Origin of the sequence: Salmonella sp. K21076, from assembly GCF_039650795.1 — a bacterium.
In the GTDB taxonomy this organism is placed as follows: domain Bacteria; phylum Pseudomonadota; class Gammaproteobacteria; order Enterobacterales; family Enterobacteriaceae; genus Salmonella; species Salmonella enterica.
The window spans coordinates 301,026-327,528 of the sequence record NZ_JBCLYA010000050.1; the positions used below are offsets into that span (position 1 = coordinate 301,026).

Annotated in this window: 22 protein-coding genes, 3 pseudogenes and 1 other annotated feature; of the genes and pseudogenes, 14 read left to right on the forward strand and 11 right to left on the reverse strand. The window is 52.0% G+C overall.

The genetic code is table 11. The features are described 5' to 3' along the window. Window positions 1–11: 11 nt before the first annotated feature. A complete protein-coding gene (gene nadR, locus AAYN39_RS20365) occupies window positions 12–1,244 on the forward strand; it encodes a multifunctional transcriptional regulator/nicotinamide-nucleotide adenylyltransferase/ribosylnicotinamide kinase NadR (RefSeq protein ID WP_001532645.1) in 1,233 nt (410 codons plus the stop codon). A gap of 117 nt (window positions 1,245–1,361) precedes the next feature. Here nadR and ettA read toward each other — a convergent pair whose 3' ends face one another. Then, window positions 1,362–3,029, reverse strand: coding sequence for an energy-dependent translational throttle protein EttA (ettA, locus tag AAYN39_RS20370; protein ID WP_000046772.1), 1,668 nt, complete (start codon window positions 3,027–3,029; stop codon window positions 1,362–1,364). A gap of 208 nt (window positions 3,030–3,237) precedes the next feature. Between ettA and sltY the strand changes: the two genes are divergently transcribed. Together sltY and trpR are read left to right on the forward strand one after the other, a co-directional pair. Then, window positions 3,238–5,175: a murein transglycosylase gene (gene sltY, locus AAYN39_RS20375; protein WP_000373272.1), complete on the forward strand. Its 1,938-nt coding sequence runs from the start codon at window positions 3,238–3,240 to the stop codon at window positions 5,173–5,175. Window positions 5,176–5,232: 57 nt separating this feature from the next. Next, window positions 5,233–5,559, forward strand: coding sequence for a trp operon repressor (trpR, locus tag AAYN39_RS20380; protein ID WP_000192005.1), 327 nt, complete (start codon window positions 5,233–5,235; stop codon window positions 5,557–5,559). A 101-nt stretch (window positions 5,560–5,660) separates the two neighbouring features. Here the strand turns inward: trpR and AAYN39_RS20385 are convergent, their stop codons facing one another. Beyond that, window positions 5,661–5,996 carry a DUF84 family protein gene (locus AAYN39_RS20385; protein WP_000554312.1) on the reverse strand — a complete coding sequence of 112 codons (336 nt, stop codon included), beginning with the start codon at window positions 5,994–5,996 and terminating at the stop codon, window positions 5,661–5,663. 47 nt (window positions 5,997–6,043) lie between these two features. Here AAYN39_RS20385 and gpmB point away from each other — a divergent pair, with 47 nt between their 5' ends. Continuing rightward, window positions 6,044–6,691 carry a 2,3-diphosphoglycerate-dependent phosphoglycerate mutase GpmB gene (gene gpmB / locus AAYN39_RS20390; protein WP_000942359.1) on the forward strand — a complete coding sequence of 216 codons (648 nt, stop codon included), beginning with the start codon at window positions 6,044–6,046 and terminating at the stop codon, window positions 6,689–6,691. Here gpmB and robA read toward each other — a convergent pair. After that, window positions 6,688–7,557: an MDR efflux pump AcrAB transcriptional activator RobA gene (gene robA / locus AAYN39_RS20395; RefSeq protein ID WP_000371679.1), complete on the reverse strand. Its 870-nt coding sequence runs from the start codon at window positions 7,555–7,557 to the stop codon at window positions 6,688–6,690. The genes gpmB and robA overlap by 4 nt on opposite strands. A 211-nt stretch (window positions 7,558–7,768) precedes the next feature. On the opposite strand from robA, the gene creA reads away from it, so the two are divergent. The 4 genes from creA to creD are packed head-to-tail and all read left to right on the forward strand — an operon-like array spanning window position 7,769 to window position 11,775. After that, window positions 7,769–8,242: a protein CreA gene (gene creA / locus AAYN39_RS20400; RefSeq protein WP_000875811.1), complete on the forward strand. Its 474-nt coding sequence runs from the start codon at window positions 7,769–7,771 to the stop codon at window positions 8,240–8,242. 12 nt (window positions 8,243–8,254) lie between these two features. After that, window positions 8,255–8,944: a two-component system response regulator CreB gene (gene creB / locus AAYN39_RS20405; protein WP_001187043.1), complete on the forward strand. Its 690-nt coding sequence runs from the start codon at window positions 8,255–8,257 to the stop codon at window positions 8,942–8,944. Beyond that, window positions 8,944–10,368 carry a two-component system sensor histidine kinase CreC gene (gene creC / locus AAYN39_RS20410; RefSeq protein ID WP_001219536.1) on the forward strand — a complete coding sequence of 475 codons (1,425 nt, stop codon included), beginning with the start codon at window positions 8,944–8,946 and terminating at the stop codon, window positions 10,366–10,368. Before creB ends, creC begins: the two co-directional genes overlap by 1 nt. Window positions 10,369–10,425: 57 nt before the next feature. Beyond that, window positions 10,426–11,775, forward strand: a complete 1,350-nt coding sequence (creD, locus tag AAYN39_RS20415; protein ID WP_000920380.1) for a cell envelope integrity protein CreD — start codon at window positions 10,426–10,428, stop codon at window positions 11,773–11,775. Window positions 11,776–11,832: 57 nt separating this feature from the next. Here the strand turns inward: creD and sthE are convergent. The 8 genes and pseudogenes from sthE to arcA all read right to left on the reverse strand — a co-directional run bounded on the left by sthE (window position 11,833) and on the right by arcA (window position 20,100). Further along, window positions 11,833–12,917 (reverse strand): annotated as a pseudogene (gene sthE, locus AAYN39_RS20420) (fimbrial major subunit SthE). 40 nt (window positions 12,918–12,957) lie between these two features. Further along, on the reverse strand, window positions 12,958–13,515 hold the full coding sequence (locus AAYN39_RS20425) for a fimbrial protein (RefSeq protein ID WP_001056988.1): 558 nt from the start codon (window positions 13,513–13,515) through the stop codon (window positions 12,958–12,960). 17 nt (window positions 13,516–13,532) lie between these two features. Further along, a pseudogene (locus AAYN39_RS20430) lies at window positions 13,533–16,069 on the reverse strand (fimbrial outer membrane usher protein). Between the two features lie 45 nt (window positions 16,070–16,114). After that, complete coding sequence (gene sthA / locus AAYN39_RS20435; RefSeq protein WP_000680527.1) at window positions 16,115–16,798, reverse strand: fimbrial biogenesis chaperone SthA; 684 nt, start codon at window positions 16,796–16,798, stop codon at window positions 16,115–16,117. A gap of 70 nt (window positions 16,799–16,868) precedes the next feature. After that, window positions 16,869–17,414, reverse strand: coding sequence for a fimbrial protein (locus tag AAYN39_RS20440; RefSeq protein ID WP_000482240.1), 546 nt, complete (start codon window positions 17,412–17,414; stop codon window positions 16,869–16,871). 338 nt (window positions 17,415–17,752) lie between these two features. Further along, window positions 17,753–18,424, reverse strand: coding sequence for a winged helix-turn-helix transcriptional regulator (locus AAYN39_RS20445; RefSeq protein ID WP_000811633.1), 672 nt, complete (start codon window positions 18,422–18,424; stop codon window positions 17,753–17,755). A 383-nt stretch (window positions 18,425–18,807) separates the two neighbouring features. Then, a pseudogene (locus tag AAYN39_RS20450) lies at window positions 18,808–19,117 on the reverse strand (hypothetical protein). Between the two features lie 266 nt (window positions 19,118–19,383). Further along, the gene (gene arcA / locus AAYN39_RS20455; protein WP_001194359.1) at window positions 19,384–20,100 is read right to left on the reverse strand and encodes a two-component system response regulator ArcA; all 717 of its coding nucleotides are present in this window, start codon (window positions 20,098–20,100) and stop codon (window positions 19,384–19,386) included. A 95-nt stretch (window positions 20,101–20,195) separates the two neighbouring features. Between arcA and yjjY the strand changes: the two genes are divergently transcribed. The 6 genes from yjjY to thrC all read left to right on the forward strand — a co-directional run bounded on the left by yjjY (window position 20,196) and on the right by thrC (window position 26,466). Continuing rightward, window positions 20,196–20,336, forward strand: coding sequence for a protein YjjY (gene yjjY / locus AAYN39_RS20460; protein WP_001541509.1), 141 nt, complete (start codon window positions 20,196–20,198; stop codon window positions 20,334–20,336). Window positions 20,337–20,735: 399 nt separating this feature from the next. Further along, complete coding sequence (locus AAYN39_RS20465; RefSeq protein WP_001266768.1) at window positions 20,736–21,422, forward strand: tRNA/rRNA methyltransferase; 687 nt, start codon at window positions 20,736–20,738, stop codon at window positions 21,420–21,422. Between the two features lie 213 nt (window positions 21,423–21,635). Then, window positions 21,636–21,701 (forward strand): thr operon leader peptide, encoded by a 66-nt coding sequence (gene thrL, locus AAYN39_RS20470; RefSeq protein ID WP_001575544.1) that lies wholly within the window; start codon window positions 21,636–21,638, stop codon window positions 21,699–21,701. Further along, window positions 21,637–21,757 (forward strand) — a sequence feature (Thr leader region). Its footprint overlaps the gene before it by 65 nt. Window positions 21,758–21,782: 25 nt before the next feature. Then, window positions 21,783–24,245 (forward strand): bifunctional aspartate kinase/homoserine dehydrogenase I, encoded by a 2,463-nt coding sequence (thrA, locus tag AAYN39_RS20475; RefSeq protein ID WP_001264731.1) that lies wholly within the window; start codon window positions 21,783–21,785, stop codon window positions 24,243–24,245. Between the two features lies 1 nt (window position 24,246). Beyond that, the gene (gene thrB, locus AAYN39_RS20480; protein ID WP_000241685.1) at window positions 24,247–25,176 is read left to right on the forward strand and encodes a homoserine kinase; all 930 of its coding nucleotides are present in this window, start codon (window positions 24,247–24,249) and stop codon (window positions 25,174–25,176) included. A gap of 3 nt (window positions 25,177–25,179) precedes the next feature. Beyond that, a complete protein-coding gene (gene thrC / locus AAYN39_RS20485; RefSeq protein WP_000781103.1) occupies window positions 25,180–26,466 on the forward strand; it encodes a threonine synthase in 1,287 nt (428 codons plus the stop codon). The last annotated feature ends 37 nt before the right edge of the window (window positions 26,467–26,503 follow it).

Here is a 26,503-nt window from a genome sequence, read left to right on the forward strand (position 1 = left end):
AGGAGGCTCTTGTGTCATCGTTCGACTATCTCAAAACCGCGATTAAGCAGCAAGGTTGCACTCTGCAACAGGTGGCTGACGCCAGCGGTATGACCAAGGGGTATCTGAGTCAGTTACTTAACGCCAAAATCAAAAGCCCCAGCGCGCAAAAACTGGAGGCGCTACACCGTTTTCTCGGGCTGGAGTTTCCCCGCCGACAGAAAAACATTGGCGTGGTGTTCGGTAAATTTTATCCATTGCATACCGGGCACATCTACTTGATCCAGCGTGCCTGTAGCCAGGTGGATGAGTTGCACATCATTATGGGATATGACGATACGCGCGACCGCGGGCTGTTTGAAGATAGCGCCATGTCGCAGCAGCCCACCGTGTCGGATCGCCTGCGCTGGTTGCTGCAAACCTTCAAATACCAAAAAAATATTCGCATCCACGCCTTTAATGAAGAGGGGATGGAACCTTATCCGCATGGCTGGGACGTCTGGAGCAACGGCATTAAAGCGTTTATGGCAGAGAAGGGAATACAGCCGAGCTGGATCTACACTTCCGAAGAGGCTGATGCGCCGCAGTACCTGGAGCATTTAGGGATTGAGACGGTGCTGGTCGATCCTGAACGCACGTTTATGAATATCAGCGGGGCGCAAATCCGCGAAAATCCGTTTCGTTACTGGGAATATATTCCTACCGAAGTGAAGCCGTTTTTCGTGCGTACCGTCGCGATTCTGGGCGGGGAATCAAGCGGCAAGTCTACGCTGGTCAATAAGCTCGCCAATATTTTTAATACCACCAGCGCCTGGGAATATGGCCGCGACTATGTCTTTTCGCATCTGGGCGGCGATGAGATGGCGTTACAGTATTCCGACTACGATAAAATTGCGCTGGGTCATGCGCAATATATTGATTTTGCAGTGAAATATGCGAATAAAGTAGCGTTTATCGATACCGATTTCGTCACCACCCAGGCATTTTGCAAAAAATACGAAGGGCGCGAGCATCCGTTTGTCCAGGCGCTGATCGACGAGTATCGCTTCGACCTGGTGATTTTGCTGGAGAATAATACGCCGTGGATAGCTGACGGACTGCGAAGCCTGGGCAGTTCAGTGGATCGCAAAGCGTTCCAGAACCTGCTGGTCGAGATGCTGAAAGAAAACAACATTGAGTTCGTTCACGTTAAAGAGGCTGATTACGATGGCCGCTTTTTGCGCTGTGTGGAACTGGTGAAAGAGATGATGGGCGAGCAGGGATAAGAACCAATGCCTGATGCGACGCTTACCGCGTCTTATCAGGCCTACAGTTTCACAACGTATTGGAATCGCTGGGTTTGTAGGCCGGGTAAGCGCAAGCGCCACCCGGCATTCAGACGTTTATTTGGCAATACGCTTGTACTTGATACGCTTCGGCTCCAGCGCCTCGGCGCCCAGAGTGCGTTTCTTGTACTCTTCGTATTCGGTAAAGTTACCTTCGAAGAATTCCACCTTACCTTCATCCTGATAATCCAGAATGTGGGTGGCGATACGGTCAAGGAACCAACGGTCGTGCGAGATAACCATCGCGCAGCCAGGGAACTCCAGCAGGGCGTTTTCCAGCGCGCGCAGGGTTTCGATATCCAGGTCGTTCGTCGGTTCGTCGAGCAGCAGGACGTTGCCGCCCACCTGCAGCAGCTTCGCCAGATGCAAACGACCACGCTCACCGCCGGACAATTCGCCAACGCGTTTGCCCTGATCGACGCCTTTGAAGTTAAAGCGGCCTACATAGGCGCGGCTTGGCATTTCGGTGTTGCCGATCTTCATGATATCCAGCCCGCCGGACACCTCTTCCCAGACGGTTTTGCTGTTGTCCATCGCGTCGCGGAACTGATCGACCGAGGCCAGCTTGACGGTTTCACCCAGCGTAATGGTGCCGCTATCAGGCTGCTCCTGACCGGACATCATGCGGAACAGGGTCGATTTACCCACGCCGTTTGGCCCGATGATCCCGACGATAGCGCCTTTCGGTACCGAGAAGCTCAGGTCGTCGATCAGTACGCGGTCGCCGTAGGATTTACGCAGGTTGCTGACTTCAATGACTTTGTCGCCCAGACGCGGTCCTGGTGGAATAAACAGTTCGTTGGTTTCGTTACGTTTCTGATACTCAACGCTGTTCAGTTCTTCAAAGCGAGCCAGACGCGCCTTACCTTTCGACTGACGGCCTTTCGCGCCCTGACGCACCCACTCCAGCTCTTTCTCAATGGATTTACGGCGCGCCGCTTCGGCAGACGCTTCCTGCGCCAGACGCTGATCTTTCTGCTCCAGCCAGGAGGAGTAGTTGCCTTCCCACGGAATACCTTCGCCGCGGTCAAGCTCCAGAATCCAGCCGGCGACGTTATCGAGGAAGTAACGGTCGTGGGTAATCGCCACGACGGTGCCTTCGAAGTCGTGCAGGAAACGTTCCAGCCACGCAACAGATTCGGCATCCAGGTGGTTGGTGGGTTCGTCGAGCAGCAGCATGTCCGGCTTTTCCAGCAACAGACGGCACAGCGCCACGCGGCGGCGCTCGCCGCCGGACAGTTTTTCGACTTTGGCATCCCAGTCCGGCAGACGCAGGGCGTCAGCAGCACGCTCAAGCTGCACGTTCAGGTTATGACCGTCGTGCGCCTGGATAATCTCTTCAAGCCGGCCCTGCTCTGCGGCCAGCTTGTCGAAGTCGGCATCCGGATCGGCGTACAGCGCGTACACTTCATCCAGACGTTTGAGGGCGTTAACCACTTCCGAAACGGCCTCTTCAATCGACTCGCGTACCGTGTGTTCCGGGTTTAGCTGAGGTTCCTGCGGCAGGTAGCCAATCTTAATGCCGGGCTGCGGGCGCGCTTCGCCCTCGATATCTTTATCGAGACCCGCCATGATGCGCAGCAGGGTAGACTTACCGGCGCCGTTAAGGCCCAGCACGCCGATTTTGGCGCCAGGGAAGAAGCTCAGCGAGATGTTTTTCAGAATATGACGTTTCGGCGGAACCACTTTGCCGACACGATGCATGGTATAAACGAATTGAGCCACGTTGGACTTCGCCTCTATGTTTATCGTGATGGTGAATAGATTTCAAAGGCGAAGTGTAGCCTTTTTCCCTGCCTAAGCCCAGCCAGCAGATCGCACTCGCAATAAAAGTAAAAAAGTGTCCGTAACGTGGCGCAAATGGCTATGACTGGTTAGCATAAATTCATTACGCGGCATGATGCTGCATTGGATAACAATTGAGGAAGTGCTTGTGGATAGAGCCAAACCATTTGTCTGGCGTCTCGTCGCCGCCAGCGTATGCCTGTTGACCTTTTGTCACCTCGCGCGGGCCGACTCACTGGAAGAGCAGCGTAACCGCTATGCGCAGATTAAGCAGGCCTGGGACAACCGCCAGATGGATGTGGTAGAGCAGATGATGCCGGGTCTGAAAGATTATCCGCTCTACCCGTATCTGGAATACCGTAAGATCACCGACGATTTGATGAACCAACCGGCGATTGCCGTCACGCAGTTTGTGCGCGCCAATCCTACGCTTCCGCCTGCGCGTACGCTGCAATCGCGCTTCGTCAATGAGCTGGCGCGTCGTGAAGACTGGCGCGGCTTGCTGGCGTTTAGCCCGGAGAAACCCGGCACCACGGAAGCGCAATGTAACTATTACTACGCGAAATGGAGTACCGGGCAAACGGAAGCGGCCTGGCAGGGCGCGAAAGACCTTTGGCTGACCGGCAAAAGTCAGCCGAATGCCTGCGATAAACTGTTCAGCGTCTGGCGGGCCTCCGGCAAGCAAGACCCGCTGGCGTATCTGGAACGTATTCGGCTGGCGATGAAAGCCGGAAATACGGGGCTGGTTACGGTGCTGGCCGGACAGATGCCGGCGGAATATCAAACGATCGCCTCAGCGATCATTACCCTCGCTAATGACCCTAATAACGTGTTGACCTTTGCACGCACCACCGGCGCCACCGATTTTACCCGCCAGATGGCGGAAGTCGCGTTTGCCAGCGTCGCCCGCCAGGACGCGGAAAATGCGCGTCTGATGATCCCCTCGCTGGTACAGGCGCAGAAACTTAATGAGGAACAAACGCAGGCGCTGCGCGATATCGTTGCCTGGCGACTGATGGGCAACGATGTGACCGATGCGCAGGCGAAATGGCGCGATGACGCGATTATGCGCTCGCAATCGACGTCGCTTATCGAGCGGCGCGTGCGTATGGCGCTGGGGATGGGCGATCGTCGCGGTCTCAATACCTGGCTTGCCCGCCTGCCGATGGAGGCGAAAGAGAAAGACGAGTGGCGTTACTGGCAGGCGGATTTATTGCTGGAGCGCGGTCGTGACGCCGAAGCGAAAGAGATCCTTCATGCTTTAATGCAGAAGCGCGGTTTTTATCCGATGGTCGCGGCGCAGCGTTTAGGCGAAGAGTACACGCTTAAAATCGATAAAGCGCCCGCCAACGTAAACAGCGCGTTGACGCAGGGGCCGGAGATGGCGCGTGTACGGGAGCTGATGTACTGGAACCTGGATAACACGGCGCGCAGCGAATGGGCGAATCTGGTAAAAAGCCGTAGTAAATCTGAACAGGCGCAGCTGGCGCGCTATGCGTTTAACCAGCACTGGTGGGATCTGAGCGTACAGGCGACGATCGCCGGAAAACTGTGGGATCATCTGGAGGAGCGTTTCCCGCTGGCGTATAACGATCTTTTTACCCGCTATACCCGCGGAAAAGATATCTCACAAAGCTATGCCATGGCGATTGCCCGCCAGGAGAGCGCCTGGAACCCGAAAGTAAAATCACCGGTAGGGGCCAGCGGTTTAATGCAGATTATGCCGGGAACGGCCACCCATACGGTGAAAATGTTTTCGATTCCGGACTACCGCGGCCCCGGCCAACTGCTGGAGCCGGAGACCAACATCAACATTGGCACCAGCTATTTGCAGTATGTCTATCAGCAGTTTGGTAATAACCGCATTTTTGCATCGGCGGCGTATAACGCCGGGCCGGGACGCGTGCGCACCTGGCTTGGCAATAGCGCCGGGCGTATCGATGCCGTAGCGTTTGTCGAAAGCATTCCCTTTTCGGAAACGCGCGGCTACGTGAAAAACGTTCTGGCCTATGACGCTTACTATCGCCACTTTATGGGACAGAAAGAGGCCTTAATGAGCGACTCTGAGTGGCAGCGACGGTATTAATGCAGACGGGTTATGTTATCATTTGTACTCGTGTAACAGTACAAACGGCGGTATAACATGACCCAGCATTCCCCTTATTCATCGGCTATCGCCGAACAACGTAATCAGGAGTGGCTTCGTTTTGTGGAGTTACTCCGTCAGGCATATGCAGAGGATCTGCATCTGCCTTTATTACAACTGATGCTTACGCCGGACGAGCGTGAAGCGCTGGGAACGCGCGTGCGCATTATTGAGGAGTTGCTGCGTGGCGAAATGAGCCAGCGCGAGTTGAAAACCGAGCTGGGGGCGGGCATCGCTACCATCACACGCGGGTCAAACAGCCTGAAATCCGCGCCGGTTGAACTGCGTCATTGGCTTGAGCAGATACTGCTGAAAAGCGCCTGATTTGCTCGTAGGCCGGATAAGACGAAGCGGCCATCCGGCAACATCGCCGCGAAATGCCTGATGGCGCTGTGCTTATCAGGCCTACAACATAGCGCAAATAATTATCGATACACCGCGTTATGAAACGGGCTGAGCGCCAGGATCACCGCCTGGTAGTAAACGCTGGAGCGCGTTAATTTTCCGGCGGTAAATACGCCAATGGCGCCCTCTTTGCGACCAATCCAGAAATCAGCTTGTGGATGCAGGCGTCGCGCATTACCCACGCGATTTCGTGCGCCAGCACGCGTTTCCTCGCTTCCGAAGGGCTGCTCCGGTACGCCGCTCTCGACGGCGACGGGTGTAATATGGCACGATCCTTCGCCGAAAATCTCTTCAAATGCCTGTAGAATTGCCTGAATTTTGGCAGGATTGGTGGTCGCAGAGATAACCTGGTGCATAATTAAGCTCAGTTTTAAAAATTTATCGCAGTATAACGGAAAAAAACATGTTACAGGTATACCTTGTTCGCCACGGTGAAACGCAGTGGAACGCCGAGCGACGTATTCAGGGCCAATCGGACAGTCCCCTGACGGCAAAAGGAGAGCAGCAGGCCATGCAGGTAGGAGAACGCGCCCGCAGCCTCGGCATCACCCATATCATCAGCAGCGATTTAGGCCGCACAAAACGCACGGCGGAGATTATCGCCCAGGCGTGCGGGTGTGATATTACCTTTGACTTCCGCCTGCGCGAGCTGGATATGGGCGTGCTGGAAAAGCGCCAGATCGATTCGCTGACGGAAGAAGAAGAGGGCTGGCGTCGTCAGCTGGTCAACGGCACGCAGGATGGCCGCATTCCTGGTGGGGAATCGATGCAGGAGTTGAGCGATCGCGTTCATGCCGCGCTGGCGTCCTGTCTGGAGCTACCGCAGGGCAGCCGACCTTTATTGGTCAGTCACGGTATCGCGTTGGGCTGTCTGGTCAGTACTATCCTGGGACTACCCGCCTGGGCGGAACGCCGGTTACGTTTGCGCAACTGCTCTATTTCCCGTATCGATTACCAGGAAAGTCAGTGGCTGGCGTCTGGCTGGGTGGTAGAAACCGCAGGGGACGTTTCGCATCTGGACACCCCTGCATTGGATGAGCTACAGCGTTAACGGCGAATCGGGATCAGAAATTCGCAGCGCAGGTTGATAGGGCGATCGCCGGTTTTGGTATCTTCTGACGGGTAGTATCGCTCTATATCCTGCCCTTTACGACGGGTCAGATTCAGCATTGGCATACAGGTGCCGTAAACGGTCAGGATAAAATCCTGCACGCCGGTTCCTAACCCTTCATAGGTGAACATGACGTATTCACCTCCCTGCAACAGCACGGGATGCGCCGACTGAACATAGCCATCGGCCTGCTCTTGCGGCAGTGCGGTGGTATAGAATACTTCCTGCTCATCGTCTTTCTCCATGCTGGGGCGCGTTTCATTAAGCCCATAAAGCACTGGTGGAATAGTTGGCGAATGACCGAGGAAATCATGCCAGAATTGCACGCGCATTTCGTGGCGGAAGTCGGAAATCTGTTCCAGCGAGCAGGAATAGCTCTGCGTGACGCCAAGCAGCGGCGTATCTTCCAGCGTAACGAACTGATGTTCCGGCACGGTAAACTCGCCCAGCCGTAATGGCGGGCGAATGCCAAAGGCGCTCCATTCCGGGGAGCGACGATACAACGCTGGCGTCTGGGAAAACTGTTTCTTAAAGGCGCGCGTAAAGGTTTGCTGAGAATCGAAGCGGTACTGAAGAGCAATATCCAGAATTGGACGCGCGGTTAAACGCAGCGCCACTGCTGATTTCGATAAACGACGGGCGCGGATATAAGCGCCAATAGCGTGGCCCGTCACGTCCTTAAACATTCTCTGTAGGTGCCACTTGGAATAGCCTGCTTTTGCCGCCACATTGTCAAGTGACAGCGGCTGATCCAGATGACCTTCCAGCCAGATTAACAGGTCGCGAATTATGCCAGCCTGATCCATAAAATATCCCCATCCTTTCAACAACGAGCACCCGATATCAGGTAAGAGGATAATAGCATTTTTTGTTCTTTTAGCATTCAGTGTTTTTTTTGAGCTTAAATGCTTTTTTTAGGCAACGTGACAGGTAATTATTCTAATCCTGTGATCTATAACCATTTTATTTTAGAATGTCTAATAATTACGCAACGTAGCTTTTATGAATGGTAACAATATGAAATACAAGAGCTTAGTACTTTTCTCAATTTTGTTGCTGCTGGGGCAGAGCGCCCGCGCGGAACAAATTGGTTCAGTCGATACGGTATTTAAAATGTTCGGCCCTGACCATAAAATCGTGGTGGAAGCTTTTGACGATCCTGATGTCAAAAACGTGACGTGCTATGTTAGCCGGGCGAAAACGGGCGGCATAAAAGGCGGATTGGGGCTGGCGGAAGATACGTCTGACGCCGCTATCTCTTGTCAGCAGGTCGGGCCTATTGAACTGAGCGACAAAATTAAGAACGGCAAGGCGCAGGGAGAGGTGGTTTTCAAAAAACGCACCTCATTGATATTTAAGTCATTACAGGTCGTACGTTTCTATGATGAGAAACGCAACACGCTGGCGTATCTGGCCTACTCCGACAAAGTGGTCGACGGGTCGCCGAAGAACGCCATCAGCGCGGTGCCGGTCATGCCGTGGCGACAATAACAGGGAAAGCGTATGCAGCAACCGCAGGTCTGGTTAGTCGAGGATGAACAGGGAATCGCCGATACGCTCATCTACACCCTGCAACTGGAAGGGTTTACCGTTGAGCTATTCGCTCGCGGGCTGCCCGCGCTGGAAAAAGCGCGTCAGCAACGGCCAGATGCGGTGATTCTCGATGTGGGACTACCGGATATCAGCGGCTTTGAGCTGTGTCGGCAGTTGCTGGAGCGTCATCCGGCGCTGCCGATTCTTTTCCTGACTGCCCGTAGCGATGAAGTGGATCGATTGCTTGGTCTGGAGATCGGCGCAGATGATTATGTCGCCAAGCCGTTCTCGCCGCGCGAAGTGAGCGCCCGCGTGCGCACGCTGCTGCGCCGGGTGAAAAAGTTTGCTGCGCCGTCGCCGGTGGTGCGTACCGGACATTTTGATCTCAATGAACCGGCGGCGCAGATCGCCTGGTTTGGTACGCCGCTCTCGCTGACGCGTTATGAGTTTCTGCTCCTTAAAACCCTGCTGCTGTCGCCGGAGCGCGTGTACTCGTGCCAGCAATTGATGGATATTGTCTGGTCTGATGCCCAAGAGACCTTCGATCGGACGGTCGATACGCACATCAAAACCCTGCGCGCTAAACTACGCGCGATCAACCCGGATCTCTCGCCAATTAACACGCATCGTGGAATGGGATACAGCCTGAGGAGCATCTGATGCGCATCGGAATGCGTTTGCTGCTGGGCTACTTTCTTATTGTCGCCGTCGCCGCCGTGTTTGTGCTGTCTATCTTTGTTCAGGAGATAAAGCCGGGCGTCCGCCGCGCGACGGAAGGGACGCTGATTGACACCGCGACGCTGCTGGCGGCGCTGGCCCGCGACGATCTCCTTTCCGGCAACCCGACTGACGGCCAGTTGGCGAAAGCATTCGCCCAGCTGCAACATCGCCCGTTTCGCGCCAATATCAGCGGGATCGTCAAAGTGCGTAATGAATACCATGTCTACATGACGGATGCGCAGGGGAAGGTGTTGTTTGATTCGGAAAACAAAGCGGTGGGGCAGGATTATTCTCGCTGGAATGACGTCTGGCTTACGTTGCGCGGACAGTATGGCGCCCGCAGCACGGCAAAAGATTCTGCCGATCCCAATAGCACCGTGATGTACGTAGCCGCGCCGATAATCAGCGATGGACGGATCATCGGCGTCCTGACTGTCGGCAAACCGAATGCGGCAATGGCGCCGGTGATTAAGCGCAGCGAACGGCGCATTCTGTGGGCCAGCGCCGTTTTACTGGGAATTGCGCTGGCGATTGGCGCGGGGATGGTCTGGTGGATTAACCGCTCCATCGCCCGGTTGACGCGCTATGCGGATTCCGTCACCGAAAACCGCCCGCTTGCGTTACCTGCATTAGGCAGCAGCGAGCTGCGTAAACTGGCGCAGGCGCTGGAGAGTATGCGCATTAAGCTGGAAGGCAAGAATGACATTGAGCAGTACGTGTATGCGTTGACTCATGAGCTGAAAAGTCCGCTGGCGGCGATACGCGGCGCGGCGGAGATTCTGCGTGAAGGACCGCCCGCGGATGTGGTTACCCGCTTTACAGAGAATATACTGGCGCAAAATACGCGAATGCAGGCGCTGGTAGAAACCCTGCTGCGCCAGGCGCGGCTGGAAAACCGACAGGATATCCCTCTCGCGCCGGTTGCTGTTGATGAGCTATTTACGCAGCTTAGCGAGGCGCGCAGTATTCAGTTGGCGGCAAAAAAGATCACGCTTACTCTACGTCCTTCCTCGCTGGTTGTCGTCGCCGACGCGGAGCTTCTGGCGCAGGCGCTGGGCAATGTGTTGGACAATGCCATCGACTTTACGCCTGAAAATGGCGTTATCACATTAAGCGCTCAGCCGATGGGAGAGAAAGCGATCCTGCAGGTGACGGATTCCGGCTGTGGTATTCCTGATTTTGCGCTGCCGCGCATTTTCGACCGATTCTATTCGTTGCCCCGTGAAAACGGGCGTAAAAGCAGCGGGCTTGGGCTGGCGTTTGTCAGCGAGGCGGCGCGGCTCCTCAACGGTGAGGTGACGTTGTGCAACCGTCCCGAAGGCGGCGTGCTGGCCTCGTTGACACTTCACCGTCACTTCACATAACTTCAAATTCTCCCCACATCGCGTTCTTACACTGCTGGCATTGCAAAGGAGAACGCTATGTTGAAATCCCCCCTGTTGTGGAAAATGATTACGTTAGGCGGCGCCATGATCCTGCTGTTAATTCCCCTGATGATGGTACGGCACACCATCGTGGAGCGTGCTGATTATCGAAGCCATGTAGAAGCCGCTATTCGTCAGAGTACCAGCGGCCCGCAAAAGGTTGTCGGCCCGCTGGTGGCGGTTCCGGTGACAGAGCTCTATACCGTGCTGGAAGAGGAGAAAGAGGTTCAGTATAAGCGCAGCTATCTCTATTTTTGGCTGCCGGAGTCGCTATTGGTCGAAGGCAATCAAAACGTTGAAGCGCGAAAAATAGGTATTTATCAGGGGCAGGTGTGGCATACCGATATGGCGATAAAGGCAGAGTTTGATGTGGCCCGTCTGCATGAGCTGAACAGACCGAATATTACCCTTGGAAAGCCCTTTATCGTCGTGGGCGTCGGCGATGCGCGCGGTATCAGCGCAGTAAAAGCGCCGCAGGTGAATGGTGAAATGCTCACTGTAGAACCGGGGACCGGCTTACCGGAAAGTAGAGAGGGCATTCATATCCCGCTACCGGACAGTCAGTGGGCGACGCGCAACCTGACGTTGGCGATGTCGTTAAATTTAAGCGGAACCGGCAGCTTTTCACTGGTTCCTGTCGGGCGTAGCAGTGAAATGACCCTGACCAGTAACTGGCCGCACCCAAATTTTGTGGGGGATTTTCTTCCCGGTAAACGCGAAATCAGCGGTTCAGGATTTCAGGCTCAGTGGCAAACCAGCCGGTTTGCCACGAATCTCGGCGAACAGTTTGCTGATGCGCAAAAGGTGGATTGGGACAACTTACCGGCGTTTAGCGTCGCTGTATCGACGCCAGCCGATCAGTATCAACTGACGGACAGAGCGACGAAATATGCCATTTTGTTGATTACGCTAACGTTTATGGCTTTCTTTGTCTTCGAAACCCTGACGGGACAGCGATTACACCCGATGCAGTATCTGCTGGTAGGGTTATCGCTGGTGATGTTCTACCTGCTGTTGCTGGCACTGTCGGAACATATCGGTTTCACGCCAGCCTGGATCGCCGCAAGCCTAGTGGGCGCGTTGATGAATAGCGTTTATTTGCAGGCGGTACTGAAAGGATGGCGCAATAGCGTGCTGTTTACGTTAGCGTTATTGGCGCTGGATGGCGTGATGTGGGGGTTACTGCGTTCGGAAGATAGCTCGTTGCTTCTGGGTACCGGCGTTCTGCTACTGGCGCTTGGCGGCGTGATGTTCCTGACGCGCCATCTGGACTGGTATTCGCTCTCTTGTCAGCAACGTAAGTCATTACCGCCAGTAAAAGATGACGAATTACGTTTGTGGAAATAAATCTAACGGGCGCGCGCGTTAACGTTTTCCCGCGCAGCGCCAGAAAATGTGATGCCGTCAGTTATAGGTCAGGTTTAATGTTGCCGTGGCATTCGCTTGCCCGGCCGTTACCGTGGCGGCGGTTTTATAGTAGCGCGCGCTAATTTTCAGGGTGGTCGACATATTCATGGTTCCGCCGTTAACCGTCTGGCTGCCATCGGCATTGGTGGTAATCGTGTGAGTAAAGAGATCAATTTTTTGATTGATTGGCAAACTGTCGGTAAAGAAACCAGAGTCCGGCGCCTGAATACCCAACTGTACGCCAACGCCGGTTGCGCTGGTTGGCGCGCTTGCATTGCTCAACTGGATGACTGAATTATCAGGGTTATTTCCGCTGGCCGGTTGGGCGCTTAACGATGCGGAGATAGCGGTGCCTTGTTCGCAGGTCAATAAGATATCCTGCTTGCCTGTGCCCGCGGTTTGACTGTTAGCGAAACTGCCTAAATTGACGCTGCCTAAATCAACGGTGATGGCAGGTGTTTCTACCCGACATCCCATCGCTTTCATGATCAATTGCGTATTACCCAAATACAGATGGGTCAGGATATCGCCGCCAGAGCTTTCCGTTGCGCTATCGCGAAAGGATACACGTGCCAGTGGGCTTTGGAATGTCGCGGTACCGGAGGTGATCGGACCGCCTAAGGCGACCAGTTCAACATTGTAGGCGGGGGCCATCGCATGGTGGGTTTTATTGCCATCGCCATTATGGTACGTATTATCGATTGGCATGACATTATCGTAAGGGCCAGCATTCGTTTGGGTTTTAATCGCAATGCCCACGCCGGAAATCCCGGTGCTAAATACCGGCGTGTTGTTCCCGTCATTCGCATTGATTGTCGCGGATGTATTTGACTGCGCGCTACCGGGTTCATATAAAAACCGACCTTATAATCGCGACTACAGCCATCCATTGTGACTTCGGAGGTGGAAACCCAGCCCGATTGCCACAACACTTCGCCTGCGGTATAGGCGTGGCTATCCACCACAAGCTGCGACGGCGGGGTGATAGTGATCGCGCCTTCATTACCGGAACGTTTACAGGAGGCGTAACTATGACCGGAATACGCGAACAGCAGAATAAGCGCCAGATATAACCTTCTCATGAAAAATTCCTGCTTTTATATCAGGTGAAATAGAAAAATATTATTGCCATGCGATAGTGATCGTCACAACGGACGTGAAATCCCCTGCCGTGACTTTTCCATACGGGGTATACATCCTTGCGGCGACAGGCAAATTGGCTTCATGGGTATTACTGTTGATATCCACCGTGTAAGTGACGTTATTGGCCAGATTAACCAGACTTTTACTGTCCAGGTTAAAAAGCTGTAATCCTAAATCCTGCGCCGGATTGGCCGCGCTGTTTGCGTAAATCGCAGAAGCATAATTCGGATCGGGATAAGGTACGCCGTTAAATGAAATCGCGGCTTTTGTGGTCGTTGCCGGGCAATTCGTCATTTTTATGGTGAAAGGAATGGTGGCGGTATTGCCACCGGCCACAGCGATATCCGCCCGGGCATATTGCCCAAGAGAGATCGTGTCAGGTACCGTCACGGTACACGGATCGGCATAAATTAATCCCGTAACGTTAATGTCTACGGCATCTGCGGTATTGTATGCCGCGCTGATCGAGGGCGACCATGATGCCAGACCCGTGAACGTTAACAGGGCGGCTAATGCAGCAAATCTGTTCATATTCATCTTTTATCCCACCAGAATCACTGGCATTGCTCGTGTAAGATTTCTACGCCAGAAGCGGAGGGGGAGCTCGGTATACGATAAGAGACCTGACACCGGTCTGCTGCTGTTGGCCCCCACTTCACTAATAACCGCCCTTGTTTTTCCAGTCCGGTTAACCAGGCTTGCCCCGCATCACCAACAAAACTGCTGTGATTGTCTGGTTTTGTTAAAGACGAGACGGTCGCGCCAAAAGGAACAGGCAGATTGTTTATGCGGGTTAATACCATCAATGCCTTGTAGCCAATATTGGTTTTATATTCAGCCCTGACCACCGCGCCACGGGTAGGCACCAGCGTTTTACTGGTATCAATGAGCTCAATATTTTTTCTAATGCCTGTCGTATCTAAAGACACTTCATTACGATGATAAGGCGAAGCATTAGGTACGACGGCATAACCCCGAAAATCGGTGTCCACGCCCGTTTCGTTATTCACGGGGACACCTGCTGCGCCAGGGGCTTTAACCAATATGATGGTGTCGTCCATTGGCTGGGATAGTGTCAGGCCATTTCGATGTAGCAGTACGCCGCCCTGAACGCCATAATTCAGGCGACGCATATGATTATCGTAGCTATACCCGCCGTTAATATCCGCATACGTCCCGTTATAGGTTGCGCTCACATTACCGCTGGTGGCTTTCTCTTGAGAGGAATAACCTTCCTGAACGCTCCATGAGAGATTTTTCTGTGCCAGCGCTGTGCCGTTTAAACCGACAGTATGCGTGATATCGCCGTCTTTCGCGGAGTTCATATTGTAGGTGGCATACGTTGACGGCATAAAGGCATCTAACGGAATACTAATATTGATTGAAATTTGCTGGTCATTACTGTCTTCCGTATCGTCGTCTTCATCCTGAGTATTATCGGCGTTCAGCGTATAAGAATAGTTAATGCCATAGCTTACGTTATGCCATGTGTTGTTATAGCCAATACCTAATGATGTGGTATGAGTGTCATTCCAGTAATCTTCATTATATAAAGTGAGTGAAATGGAACCGTAGATAATGTCTTGCGACAACGACAGGTCGGTGCGATTGCGGACATGATCATAGTGACTATTATCGCTATAGGTATCCAGCACATCCTCAAGAGCGTAGTAATCTTTGGTCGAATAACGGTAACCGGCGACAGTAAAATTGGTGCCTGTTGACTGAATATCTTTGCTGTAACGAATACGCCAGGACTGTCCGGTAAGCGTATCGCTAACCACATCGCCTGCTTTAATTTTTGACCATGAGTTGGTGACGTCTAAAGACAATGCGCCCAGATCGCCAAGGTTTAAGCCTGTCCCGATGAGCGCCGCATGATAAACATCATTGCTCAGCGTACTCTCTATTCCGCCATAGGCGGTTACGCCGCCTGCTAATCCGTATAAGGCCGTCAGTTCTGCGAAATTCTGTTGCGCGGAATGCGTATCTGATGAACGCGTGCGGCCTACCGTCAAGTCGTATTTCAGGTGGCCTTCACGCTGTAATACCGGAACGCTGGCGTAGGGCACAATGAAATGCTGTTCAGAACCATCGGATTCTTTGATGGTGACGTACAGGTCGCCCGAACCGCCGGTTGGATAAAGATCGTTGATGGCGAATGGGCCCGCCGGAACGTTAGTTTTGTAGATGGTATAACCGTTTTGTTCAACGGTTACCTGCGCGCTGCTTTTGGCCACCCCGCGAATGACCGGGGCGAACCCTTTCATACTGTCCGGCAACATATCGTCATCAGAAGAGATCTGTACGCCCTTAAATGAAATACTGTCAAAGACGTCTGCGGGCGTGTTATTTTCCCCGGCGATCAGCTGTCCTTTTAAAAATTCGATATCGCGAGAAACATAGGTGTAGGCAGAATCCCAGCTATTTTGCCCATCGCTATCATGATTCCAGGTTGAGTAGTTACGAAAACGCCATGCGCCAATGTTAATACCAGGGCGCAGGTTAGCGTATTCGCTATTTTCCGTCCGGTTTTCATCAATATCGTGATCCTGCGATCCGGTAAAACTGTAGTTCAGCAAAAAAGCATTAATGCCTTCATCCCATTTGCTGGTAGGGACGAATTCTCGCGGGTCGGCGATCAACGCGATTTGAGGGATCGCTAAATCCAGCCGGTTACCGATGACATTAAACTTTGCTACAGCGCCAGCCAGCAGACTAAGATCGGTACACCCGTTTGGGTCATTTTTAAGCTCGGGGAAGTTTTCTGTTTTTACGCCCCACTGCTTGAGTTGTTCAACGCTAAGACATGGCTGTAGGGAGAGCTTATTATCTGCTGATTTTTTATTTTTAAAGGCAATATTTTTTGTTTCAACATTAGTGTTATTAATATAAATATCAACATTATAGGTGCCTTCTGCCTGCCCCCCTTTTCGAAAACCGATAGATCGACATTCTCCACGCCCGGTTCATCATTTTCCAACGATAATGGATTAAAATGATCATGCGCTAACGCTGGTTTTATGGATCAGCATATAAAGAGAAACGATAACGCTAATTGAGAACGGGGCTCTACTCTGGAGAATTGCACAGTAAAAGTCCTGAAAGGGTAAAAGTAAAGTGAAGTCGTTAATGGCTAGAATGAACCGGAATGCGGCTCTAAACTCATCCCATAATCGCTGATTAATCGCCACGTTACCGTACCATGAGGGGCGGCAGTCGAACTCAATTTAAATGACGCTGATGATTTTGGCGGAACGAAGGTCGCTGATTTCACTTCATGGCTGTTAAGCGTCACACTGGCAAAGTTCATATAATAGGGGGTAGGGTTATTTACGGTAATAACATCCCCTGCCGTCTGCCATTTTAATTGTTGGCTCTGGCTATCAGGCGTTGATTTGGTTAATGCTGGCGGTCGATAAATAAGCTTTATTTGGGTATTAATGGAGATTTCCACGCGGTTCGCGGAGGCATTATCATCAATAGAAGGAATACCCTTAATATTGAGCCAGTACATAGACTCCCGATCTGCAGGTAGAGGGGCGCCAGAGCGAATAACCCGAATACTGTTCTTTTGCCCGGCATCAAGGCGAAAAAGAGGCGGGGTGATAATAAACACCTGCTTATTTGTGACCTGGGGATCGGCAACCGATAACCATGACTGAACAAGATTCGCTTTGCTGTCTTTATTCTCTACATTGATTGACGACTCATCATTATTGCCGTCGAAAACCAGTCGGGTTCCGCCAACAACAATGCTGGCATGGGCAACATGGCTTGTCAGTAATACGACCAACACGGATTTCTTTATGTGTTTCATTTTTTACTCTGTAAAGATGTTTTACGCTATGGACTGGCATCCTGCCTGTCCACATCAGGATGAGAATGCCTTACTGATACGAAACGGTATACGTAACCTGAGTGCTAACATCTCCACCGGTTACGGTTGCGGAACCATCGTTTGCCATGGCGGCGTAATAGGTAAAGTCTGCTGTCGAGCCGTCGGTTGGCAGGCTTACTGCGGCATCATCCGTGTTATCTGTCACATCGCTATGTGAAGCGTTCTGAATAGAAATACCGACACCCGCGGCGCCCGTTTCCGATCCTTCGTCCGCGTTTTTGAAGTACGTTGGGTTGGAATCATCTGTTGCGCCGTGGAAGCGGAACATGGCCTGGGTCGGTACGCCAGTCCCTGCTTCCGGGCAGCTAACCAGGCTTACGGTAAACGGCACGTAATCGGTTGTGGCGCCTTTTTCCGCGATGCGTTCTTTGCTGTAATTACCTAAATCAATGGTGGTATCCGTGGAGCCATTAACCTGAACCGTACACGCCTGATCGTAAATTTTGCCATTGAACGTAATCGTGTTCTGGGCAAATACCGGTGTGGATGCTACGGCAGTTAACATTGCCAGGATGATAATTTTCTTATTAAACATATTAATTGTTGCCTGATTCTATTCGCTGAAAAATAAAGATAGCTATATAAAATAAAATATTATATTTTACTCTGTATGCGCTTCTTTCTGTTCTGTAGATAAGCAGGCGGCTATTCTACGTATATCAACTATGAACTCAATAAAAATTCTGATGCAATATTGAACGGCAGTCCAGTTTCGGACCCGGTAACAAAGTTTAATAAAATACCACTAAAGAAGTACGGTAGATGACTGGATTTATAGAGCAAGATCTCTTTTTTGATAATAGTTATTATTTCCTGGAGGATTTATTTAACTCTATATTGCTTTATTTTTAATAATATACGACGCTTGTTCATTTAAAATGAAACCGGCAGGTTTCGAAGCTCTAACAGTCTTCCATGCAGTATTTTTATATAGTTCCCCGCTTTTAATTCTGAAAGTACCTGCATGATACGGCTGCGTGAAAGCCCGGTTCTCTGCTGTATGAAGTTCTGTGCGTTGATCTCAAATCGTGAGCTTTCAGGATACGACCACAGTTCAAGTAACAGCGCTTTTATCTGGCTATAGGCGTCCTGCCCGATAAGGTTTCTGTCACGGTTACTCATGAAAGCAATGCGGTACATCAGGATGTTCGAAATGTCACGCCAGAGATGCTTTTCATCGGCTATTTCCACAAAATCTTTTACTGGGACAGGATAATATTCACAGGTGGTTTCGGCGATAAAAAAGACGTCTGAATTCTCTTCTAACTGGTATAAGTCGGCATAGGCATCTACAAGGCCTAAAATCATTGGCGAGACACCACAGCCCATTACAATACTGTCGATACGCCGACATACTTTAATAGCGCCTTTAGTGATTAACAGGATGTGGGATTGATTATCAATCTTGATATCCAGGGTTTTACCGGCCGTAATAGTGACAGGGGAGATGTTTTGAATAACGTGCCGATGAATATTTAAAATGGCTTGCAGGTTTTTTTCTTTCCCTGTGGGACGATACACATTCCCGCCGTTTAACTGCTTCATATCTTCCCCATTATTATGGCTGATAAAGTGGTTGACTATTAAAAGGTAAACATAAATTTAATATTCACTTAAATTATAATTAAGTAAATTAAAATAGCCAACAAGAATATTTAAGTCAATGTATTCACCTTATCAATGCATGAGCGACAACGCTGTTTTTAAGGTTAACCATAGTAAATGTGATGATTTTATTTGCAATCATTTTATGACAGCTATCATAGGTACCGTGCTTAACGAGCGCGTAGAGCGTACAGGATAGCGAAGCGATGAACATCGCTGTTGGAGGATACGAATGAGAGAAAAGTACAAAATGCAAGCGGGCGGCGTTTTACTGAGCGAAATCGCCGCCTGCCGGAACTCCTCCCGTCGGGAGCCATAAGCGGTTAGCGGTACTGGACGATCAGGCTTTGAATCTCCGGATGATCTTTTAACGACACGTGCCGTACCGTGGCGATTCCATTCATCAACGAAATAGCGTTTCCAGACGGTGTGGCGACTGTCTGCAAATGGGGGATTCCGCAAACATGATACCTCGATATTGCGATCGTGAGGCGCAAGATTACAACCATATTCGACAATCTGGCCTTTGAAATGAATAACGCCTGCGGAGACCGGCGCGGTAGCAGCCAGCGCGGCTGATGAAGCTGACATCGCTGCACAAAACAGGTAGCAGCATAATGGTGATTTTTTCATCCTGTGAAACCTCACGTCCTGTGAGCATCCCCTTAATTTTTGGGGACCAACAAATCCCGTGTATTACTCTTTAATGTAAATACACAAACTACCTTAACTTTCGCAAGCTGAGATAAACAGCGCTATACGACAATTTTTATGTAAAAGAGTACGTCATAACGGCAGGTCAGGAGGGAAAGCGGGGCCGCTTAGCGGAAGGGGAGCATAAGAAACAGCCAGTAAGAATAACTTACCGGCTGTTTTTACGGTTTGGCGCCTGGGCCGAATTAATCCTGCAGGTCGCCGCAGAAGCGATAACCTTCGCCGTGAATGGTGGCGATGATTTCCGGCGTATCCGGCGTGGATTCGAAATGCTTACGAATACGACGAATGGTGACGTCAACAGTACGGTCATGCGGCTTCAGCTCGCGTCCGGTCATTTTTTTCAGCAGCTCGGCACGAGACTGAATTTTGCCAGGGTTTTCGCAGAAGTGCAGCATCGCGCGGAACTCGCTGCGCGGTAGTTTATACTGCTCGCCGTCCGGGCCGATCAGTGAACGGCTGTTGATATCCAGTTCCCAACCGTTGAACTTATAGCTTTCAACGCTACGACGCTCTTCGCTGACGGTACCCAGGTTCATGGTACGGGACAGCAGGTTACGGGCACGGATGGTCAATTCGCGTGGATTAAACGGTTTGGTGATGTAATCATCCGCGCCGATTTCGAGGCCGAGAATTTTGTCGACTTCGTTATCGCGGCCCGTCAGGAACATCAGCGCAACATTAGCCTGCTCACGCAGTTCACGCGCTAACAGGAGACCGTTTTTCCCTGGCAGATTGATATCCATGATCACCAGGTTGATGTCATATTCAGAGAGGATCTGATGCATTTCCGCGCCATCTGTCGCTTCGAATACATCATAGCCTTCCGCTTCGAAAATACTTTTCAACGTGTTGCGTGTTACCAACTCGTCTTCAACGATAAGAATGTGCGGGGTCTGCATGTTTGCTACCTAAATTGCCAACTAAATCGAAACAGGAAGTACAAAAGTCCCTGACCTGCCTGATGCATGTCGCAAATTAACATGATCGGCGTAACATGACTAAAGTACGTAATTGCGTTCTTGATGCACTTTCCATCAACGTCAACAACATCATTAGCTTGGTCGTGGGTACTTTCCCTCTGGACCCGACAGTGTCAAAAACGGCTGTCATCCTAACCATTTTAACAGCAACATAACAGGCTAAGACGTACCGGACACCTAATAAAACTACGCTTCGTTGACATATATCAAGTTCAATTGTAGCACGTTAACAGTTTGATGAAATCATCGTAGCTAAATGCTAGCTTTCATCACAAATTTGCAATATTCCAACTAGTTACGTAAGCCAACTAATAAATGCGATGAATCCAAAGAACAGGATCTATTTTAAATTAAATTATCCTAAATAAACAGCAGGATAACGATGTTCTGTTAACATAAACAGCAATAGTACAGATACGCAATAGTGTAGCGTCTTTTACGAAATCAAAAATGCTTTTTCAGTGATATCCGTTAAAATTTTGTAAATTTGCGAAGCGTAATATGCTTACAAACGCCAGCTAATTTCCTGTAAATTAGTCAAAAAGAGTAATGAAATGCGTGTAACAATCGTTCTTGTCGCTCCCGCCAGAGCGGAAAATATCGGCGCAGCCGCCCGGGCTATGAAGACCATGGGATTTACTGACCTGCGTATTGTCGACAGCCAGGCGCACCTAGAGCCCGCTACCCGTTGGGTCGCACATGGATCTGGAGATATTATTGATAATATTGAGGTTTTCCACACCCTTGCCGACGCGCTCCACGATGTGGATTTTACCGTAGCGACGACAGCCCGCAGCCGGGCAAAATTTCATTACTACGCTTCGCCCGCTGAACTGGTTCCCTTATTACAGGAAAAATCACGCTGGATGCGTCATGCCGCGCTGGTTTTTGGCCGTGAGGATTCCGGTCTGACCAACGACGAGCTGGCGCTGGCGGATGTATTGACCGGCGTGCCGATGGCGGCGGATTACCCTTCGCTCAATCTGGGTCAGGCGGTCATGGTGTATTGCTATCAATTAGCAGGTTTAATGCAACAGACCCCGGAATCCGTTGATATTGCTGATGAATCGCAGTTACAGGCGTTACGCGCGCGCCTTTTACGCCTGCTAACCACTCTGGAGGCGGCCGATGACCACAAATTAACCGACTGGCTACAACAGCGAATCGGCCTGCTGGGACAGCGAGATACGGCAATGTTGCACCGTTTGGTCCATGATATTGAAAAAAAACTAACAAAATAACGTGTTGTAATTTTTAAAATAATAAGAGATTACGTCTGGTTGCAAGAGATCATAACAGGGGAAATTGATTGAAAATAAATATATCGCCAGCAGCACATGAACAAGTTTCGGAATGTGATCAATTTAAAAATTTATTGACTTAGGCGGGCAGATACTTTAACCAATATAGGAATACAAGACAGACAAATAAAAATGACAGAGTACACAACATCCATGAACCGCATCAGCACCACCACCATTACCACCATCACCATTACCACAGGTAACGGTGCGGGCTGACGCGTACAGGAAACACAGAAAAAAGCCCGCACCTGAACAGTGCGGGCTTTTTTTTCGACCAGAGATCACGAGGTAACAACCATGCGAGTGTTGAAGTTCGGCGGTACATCAGTGGCAAATGCAGAACGTTTTCTGCGTGTTGCCGATATTCTGGAAAGCAATTCCAGGCAAGGGCAGGTAGCGACCGTACTTTCCGCCCCCGCGAAAATTACCAACCATCTGGTGGCGATGATTGAAAAAACTATCGGCGGCCAGGATGCTTTGCCGAATATCAGCGATGCCGAACGTATTTTTTCTGACCTGCTCGCAGGACTTGCCAGCGCGCAGCCGGGATTCCCGCTTGCACGGTTGAAAATGGTTGTCGAACAAGAATTCGCTCAGATCAAACATGTTTTGCATGGTATCAGCCTGCTGGGTCAGTGCCCGGATAGCATCAACGCCGCGCTGATTTGCCGTGGCGAAAAAATGTCGATCGCGATTATGGCGGGACTCCTGGAGGCGCGTGGACATCGCGTCACGGTGATCGATCCGGTAGAAAAACTGCTGGCGGTGGGCCATTACCTTGAATCTACCGTCGATATCGCGGAATCGACTCGCCGTATCGCCGCCAGCCAGATCCCGGCCGATCACATGATCCTGATGGCGGGCTTTACTGCCGGTAATGAAAAGGGTGAACTGGTGGTGCTGGGCCGTAATGGTTCCGACTATTCCGCCGCCGTGCTGGCCGCCTGTTTACGCGCTGACTGCTGTGAAATCTGGACTGACGTCGATGGCGTGTATACCTGTGACCCGCGCCAGGTGCCGGACGCCAGGCTGTTGAAATCGATGTCCTACCAGGAAGCGATGGAGCTCTCTTACTTCGGCGCTAAAGTCCTTCACCCTCGCACCATAACGCCTATCGCCCAGTTCCAGATCCCCTGTCTGATTAAAAATACCGGCAATCCGCAGGCGCCAGGAACGCTGATCGGCGCGTCCAGCGACGATGATAATCTGCCGGTTAAAGGGATCTCTAACCTTAACAACATGGCGATGTTTAGCGTCTCCGGCCCGGGAATGAAAGGGATGATTGGGATGGCGGCGCGTGTTTTCGCCGCCATGTCTCGCGCCGGGATCTCGGTGGTGCTCATTACCCAGTCCTCCTCTGAGTACAGCATCAGCTTCTGTGTGCCGCAGAGTGACTGCGCGCGTGCCCGCCGTGCGATGCAGGATGAGTTCTATCTGGAGCTGAAAGAGGGGCTGCTGGAGCCGCTGGCGGTTACGGAGCGGTTGGCGATTATCTCTGTTGTCGGCGACGGTATGCGCACGCTACGCGGCATTTCAGCGAAATTCTTCGCCGCGCTGGCGCGGGCTAATATCAATATCGTGGCGATCGCTCAGGGATCTTCTGAGCGTTCCATTTCTGTGGTGGTGAATAACGACGATGCCACCACCGGCGTGCGGGTAACGCACCAGATGCTGTTCAATACCGATCAGGTGATTGAAGTGTTTGTCATTGGCGTCGGCGGCGTCGGCGGCGCGCTACTGGAACAGCTTAAACGTCAGCAAACCTGGCTGAAGAACAAGCACATCGATCTACGCGTGTGCGGCGTGGCGAACTCAAAGGCGTTGCTAACCAATGTGCATGGCCTGAATCTGGACAACTGGCAGGCGGAACTGGCGCAAGCGAACGCGCCGTTCAATCTGGGACGTTTAATTCGCCTGGTGAAAGAATATCATCTACTCAATCCGGTGATTGTTGATTGTACCTCCAGTCAGGCGGTGGCCGACCAGTATGCCGACTTCCTGCGCGAAGGGTTCCATGTGGTGACGCCGAACAAGAAAGCGAACACCTCGTCGATGGACTACTACCATCAGCTACGTTTCGCCGCCGCGCAATCACGGCGCAAATTCTTGTATGACACCAACGTCGGCGCCGGTTTGCCGGTAATCGAAAACCTGCAAAACCTGCTGAATGCGGGTGATGAACTGCAAAAATTTTCCGGCATTCTTTCCGGGTCGCTCTCTTTTATTTTCGGTAAACTGGAAGAGGGGATGAGTCTCTCACAGGCGACCGCTCTGGCGCGCGAGATGGGCTATACCGAACCCGATCCGCGCGACGATCTTTCCGGTATGGATGTGGCGCGTAAACTGTTGATCCTCGCCCGCGAGACGGGCCGCGAGCTGGAGCTTTCCGATATCGTGATTGAACCGGTGTTGCCGGACGAGTTTGACGCCTCCGGCGATGTGACCGCCTTTATGGCGCATCTGCCGCAGCTTGACGACGCGTTTGCCGCCCGTGTGGCGAAAGCTCGTGATGAAGGTAAGGTATTGCGCTATGTGGGCAATATCGAAGAGGATGGCGTGTGCCGCGTGAAGATTGCCGAAGTTGATGGTAACGATCCGCTCTTCAAAGTGAAAAACGGTGAAAACGCGCTGGCGTTCTACAGCCATTATTATCAGCCCTTGCCGTTGGTGCTGCGCGGCTACGGCGCAGGCAATGATGTGACGGCGGCGGGCGTGTTTGCCGATCTGTTACGGACCCTCTCATGGAAGTTAGGAGTTTAACATGGTGAAAGTGTATGCCCCGGCTTCCAGCGCGAACATGAGCGTCGGTTTCGACGTGTTGGGCGCGGCCGTCACACCCGTTGACGGCACGTTGCTGGGCGATGTGGTATCCGTTGAAGCAGCGGATCATTTCCGTCTGCATAACCTGGGGCGATTTGCCGATAAACTGCCGCCGGAGCCGCGTGAAAATATTGTTTATCAGTGCTGGGAACGTTTTTGCCAGGCATTGGGGAAAACCATCCCGGTGGCGATGACGCTGGAAAAAAATATGCCGATTGGTTCCGGGTTAGGGTCCAGCGCCTGTTCCGTCGTCGCCGCGCTGGTCGCGATGAATGAGCACTGCGGCAAACCGTTAAACGACACGCGTCTGTTGGCGCTGATGGGCGAGCTGGAAGGCCGTATCTCCGGCAGCATCCATTACGATAACGTCGCGCCGTGCTTTCTTGGCGGTATGCAGTTGATGATTGAAGAAAACGGCATTATTAGTCAGCAGGTGCCGGGCTTTGATGAGTGGCTATGGGTACTGGCTTATCCGGGCATTAAAGTTTCCACCGCAGAAGCACGGGCCATTTTGCCTGCGCAGTATCGCCGTCAGGATTGCATTGCGCATGGACGGCATCTGGCCGGTTTTATTCACGCCTGTTACTCGCGGCAGCCGCAGCTTGCCGCCGCGCTGATGAAAGATGTTATTGCCGAACCATACCGCGCGCGTTTACTGCCGGGCTTTAGCCAGGCGCGGCAGGCGGTGTCGGAGATCGGCGCGCTGGCGAGCGGGATTTCCGGATCGGGGCCGACGCTGTTTGCGCTATGCGATAAACCGGAGACGGCGCAGCGCGTCGCGGACTGGCTGAGCAAACATTATCTGCAAAATCAGGAAGGCTTCGTTCATATTTGTCGGCTGGATACGGCGGGCGCACGAGTAGTGGGATAATCAATGAAACTCTATAATCTGAAAGACCATAATGAGCAGGTCAGCTTTGCGCAGGCCGTCACGCAAGGGCTGGGCAAACAGCAGGGACTTTTTTTTCCGCACGATCTGCCGGAGTTTAGCCTGACGGAAATTGATGAGATGCTCAACCAGGACTTTGTCAGCCGTAGCGCAAAGATCCTCTCGGCATTTATTGGCGATGAAATACCGCAGCAAATTCTGGAAGAGCGCGTCCGCGCGGCGTTTGCTTTCCCGGCGCCGGTAGCGCAGGTAGAAAGTGATGTCGGCTGCCTGGAGCTGTTCCATGGTCCGACGCTGGCCTTTAAAGACTTCGGCGGGCGTTTTATGGCGCAAATGCTGACGCATATCAGCGGCGATAAACCGGTGACGATTCTGACCGCAACGTCAGGCGATACCGGCGCGGCGGTGGCTCACGCGTTCTATGGCCTGGAAAATGTGCGGGTCGTCATTCTCTACCCGCGCGGTAAAATCAGTCCGTTGCAGGAAAAACTGTTCTGTACGCTGGGCGGCAACATTGAGACCGTGGCGATCGACGGCGATTTCGACGCTTGCCAGGCGCTGGTGAAACAGGCATTTGATGACGAAGAACTGAAAACGGCGCTGGGGTTGAATTCGGCTAATTCGATTAATATCAGCCGCCTGCTGGCGCAAATTTGCTACTACTTTGAAGCCGTGGCGCAACTGCCGCAGGGGGCGCGTAACCAACTGGTGATCTCCGTACCCAGCGGCAACTTTGGCGATTTGACGGCAGGACTGCTGGCGAAGTCGTTAGGCCTACCGGTGAAACGCTTTATCGCCGCCACCAACATTAACGATACGGTGCCGCGTTTTCTGCATGACGGGAAGTGGGCGCCAAAAGCGACGCAGGCGACCCTGTCGAATGCGATGGATGTCAGCCAGCCGAATAACTGGCCGCGTGTGGAGGAGCTATTCCGCCGTAAAATCTGGCGTCTGACTGAGCTGGGCTATGCGGCGGTGGATGACACTACGACACAACAGACGATGCGCGAGCTGAAAGCGAAAGGTTATATCTCGGAACCTCATGCGGCGGTAGCGTATCGGGCATTACGCGACCAGTTAAACCCTGGCGAGTATGGCTTGTTTCTCGGAACGGCGCATCCGGCGAAGTTTAAAGAAAGCGTGGAGTCCATTCTGGGAGAAACGCTGGCATTGCCTGAAGCGCTCGCCGAACGCGCCGATCTGCCGTTGCTTTCACATCATCTGCCTGCGGATTTTGCCGCCCTGCGTAAGCTAATGATGACCCGCCAGTAACCATTGCGCCCGGTGGCGCTGTCGCTTACCGGGCCTA

Bases quoted from the DNA above. Each gene is read 5' to 3' on its own strand.
- trpR (WP_000192005.1), top strand. From the start codon at position 5,233: ATGACCCAGCATTCCCCTTATTCATCGGCTATCGCCGAACAACGTAAT.
- AAYN39_RS20385 (WP_000554312.1), bottom strand. From the start codon at position 5,996: ATGCACCAGGTTATCTCTGCGACCACCAATCCTGCCAAAATTCAGGCA.
- gpmB (WP_000942359.1), top strand. From the start codon at position 6,044: ATGTTACAGGTATACCTTGTTCGCCACGGTGAAACGCAGTGGAACGCC.
- robA (WP_000371679.1), bottom strand. From the start codon at position 7,557: ATGGATCAGGCTGGCATAATTCGCGACCTGTTAATCTGGCTGGAAGGT.
- creA (WP_000875811.1), top strand. From the start codon at position 7,769: ATGAAATACAAGAGCTTAGTACTTTTCTCAATTTTGTTGCTGCTGGGG.
- creB (WP_001187043.1), top strand. From the start codon at position 8,255: ATGCAGCAACCGCAGGTCTGGTTAGTCGAGGATGAACAGGGAATCGCC.
- creC (WP_001219536.1), top strand. From the start codon at position 8,944: ATGCGCATCGGAATGCGTTTGCTGCTGGGCTACTTTCTTATTGTCGCC.
- creD (WP_000920380.1), top strand. From the start codon at position 10,426: ATGTTGAAATCCCCCCTGTTGTGGAAAATGATTACGTTAGGCGGCGCC.
- AAYN39_RS20425 (WP_001056988.1), bottom strand. From the start codon at position 13,515: ATGAATATGAACAGATTTGCTGCATTAGCCGCCCTGTTAACGTTCACG.
- sthA (WP_000680527.1), bottom strand. From the start codon at position 16,798: ATGAAACACATAAAGAAATCCGTGTTGGTCGTATTACTGACAAGCCAT.
- AAYN39_RS20440 (WP_000482240.1), bottom strand. From the start codon at position 17,414: ATGTTTAATAAGAAAATTATCATCCTGGCAATGTTAACTGCCGTAGCA.
- AAYN39_RS20445 (WP_000811633.1), bottom strand. From the start codon at position 18,424: ATGAAGCAGTTAAACGGCGGGAATGTGTATCGTCCCACAGGGAAAGAA.
- arcA (WP_001194359.1), bottom strand. From the start codon at position 20,100: ATGCAGACCCCGCACATTCTTATCGTTGAAGACGAGTTGGTAACACGC.
- yjjY (WP_001541509.1), top strand. From the start codon at position 20,196: ATGACTAAAGTACGTAATTGCGTTCTTGATGCACTTTCCATCAACGTC.
- AAYN39_RS20465 (WP_001266768.1), top strand. From the start codon at position 20,736: ATGCGTGTAACAATCGTTCTTGTCGCTCCCGCCAGAGCGGAAAATATC.
- thrA (WP_001264731.1), top strand. From the start codon at position 21,783: ATGCGAGTGTTGAAGTTCGGCGGTACATCAGTGGCAAATGCAGAACGT.
- thrB (WP_000241685.1), top strand. From the start codon at position 24,247: ATGGTGAAAGTGTATGCCCCGGCTTCCAGCGCGAACATGAGCGTCGGT.
- thrC (WP_000781103.1), top strand. From the start codon at position 25,180: ATGAAACTCTATAATCTGAAAGACCATAATGAGCAGGTCAGCTTTGCG.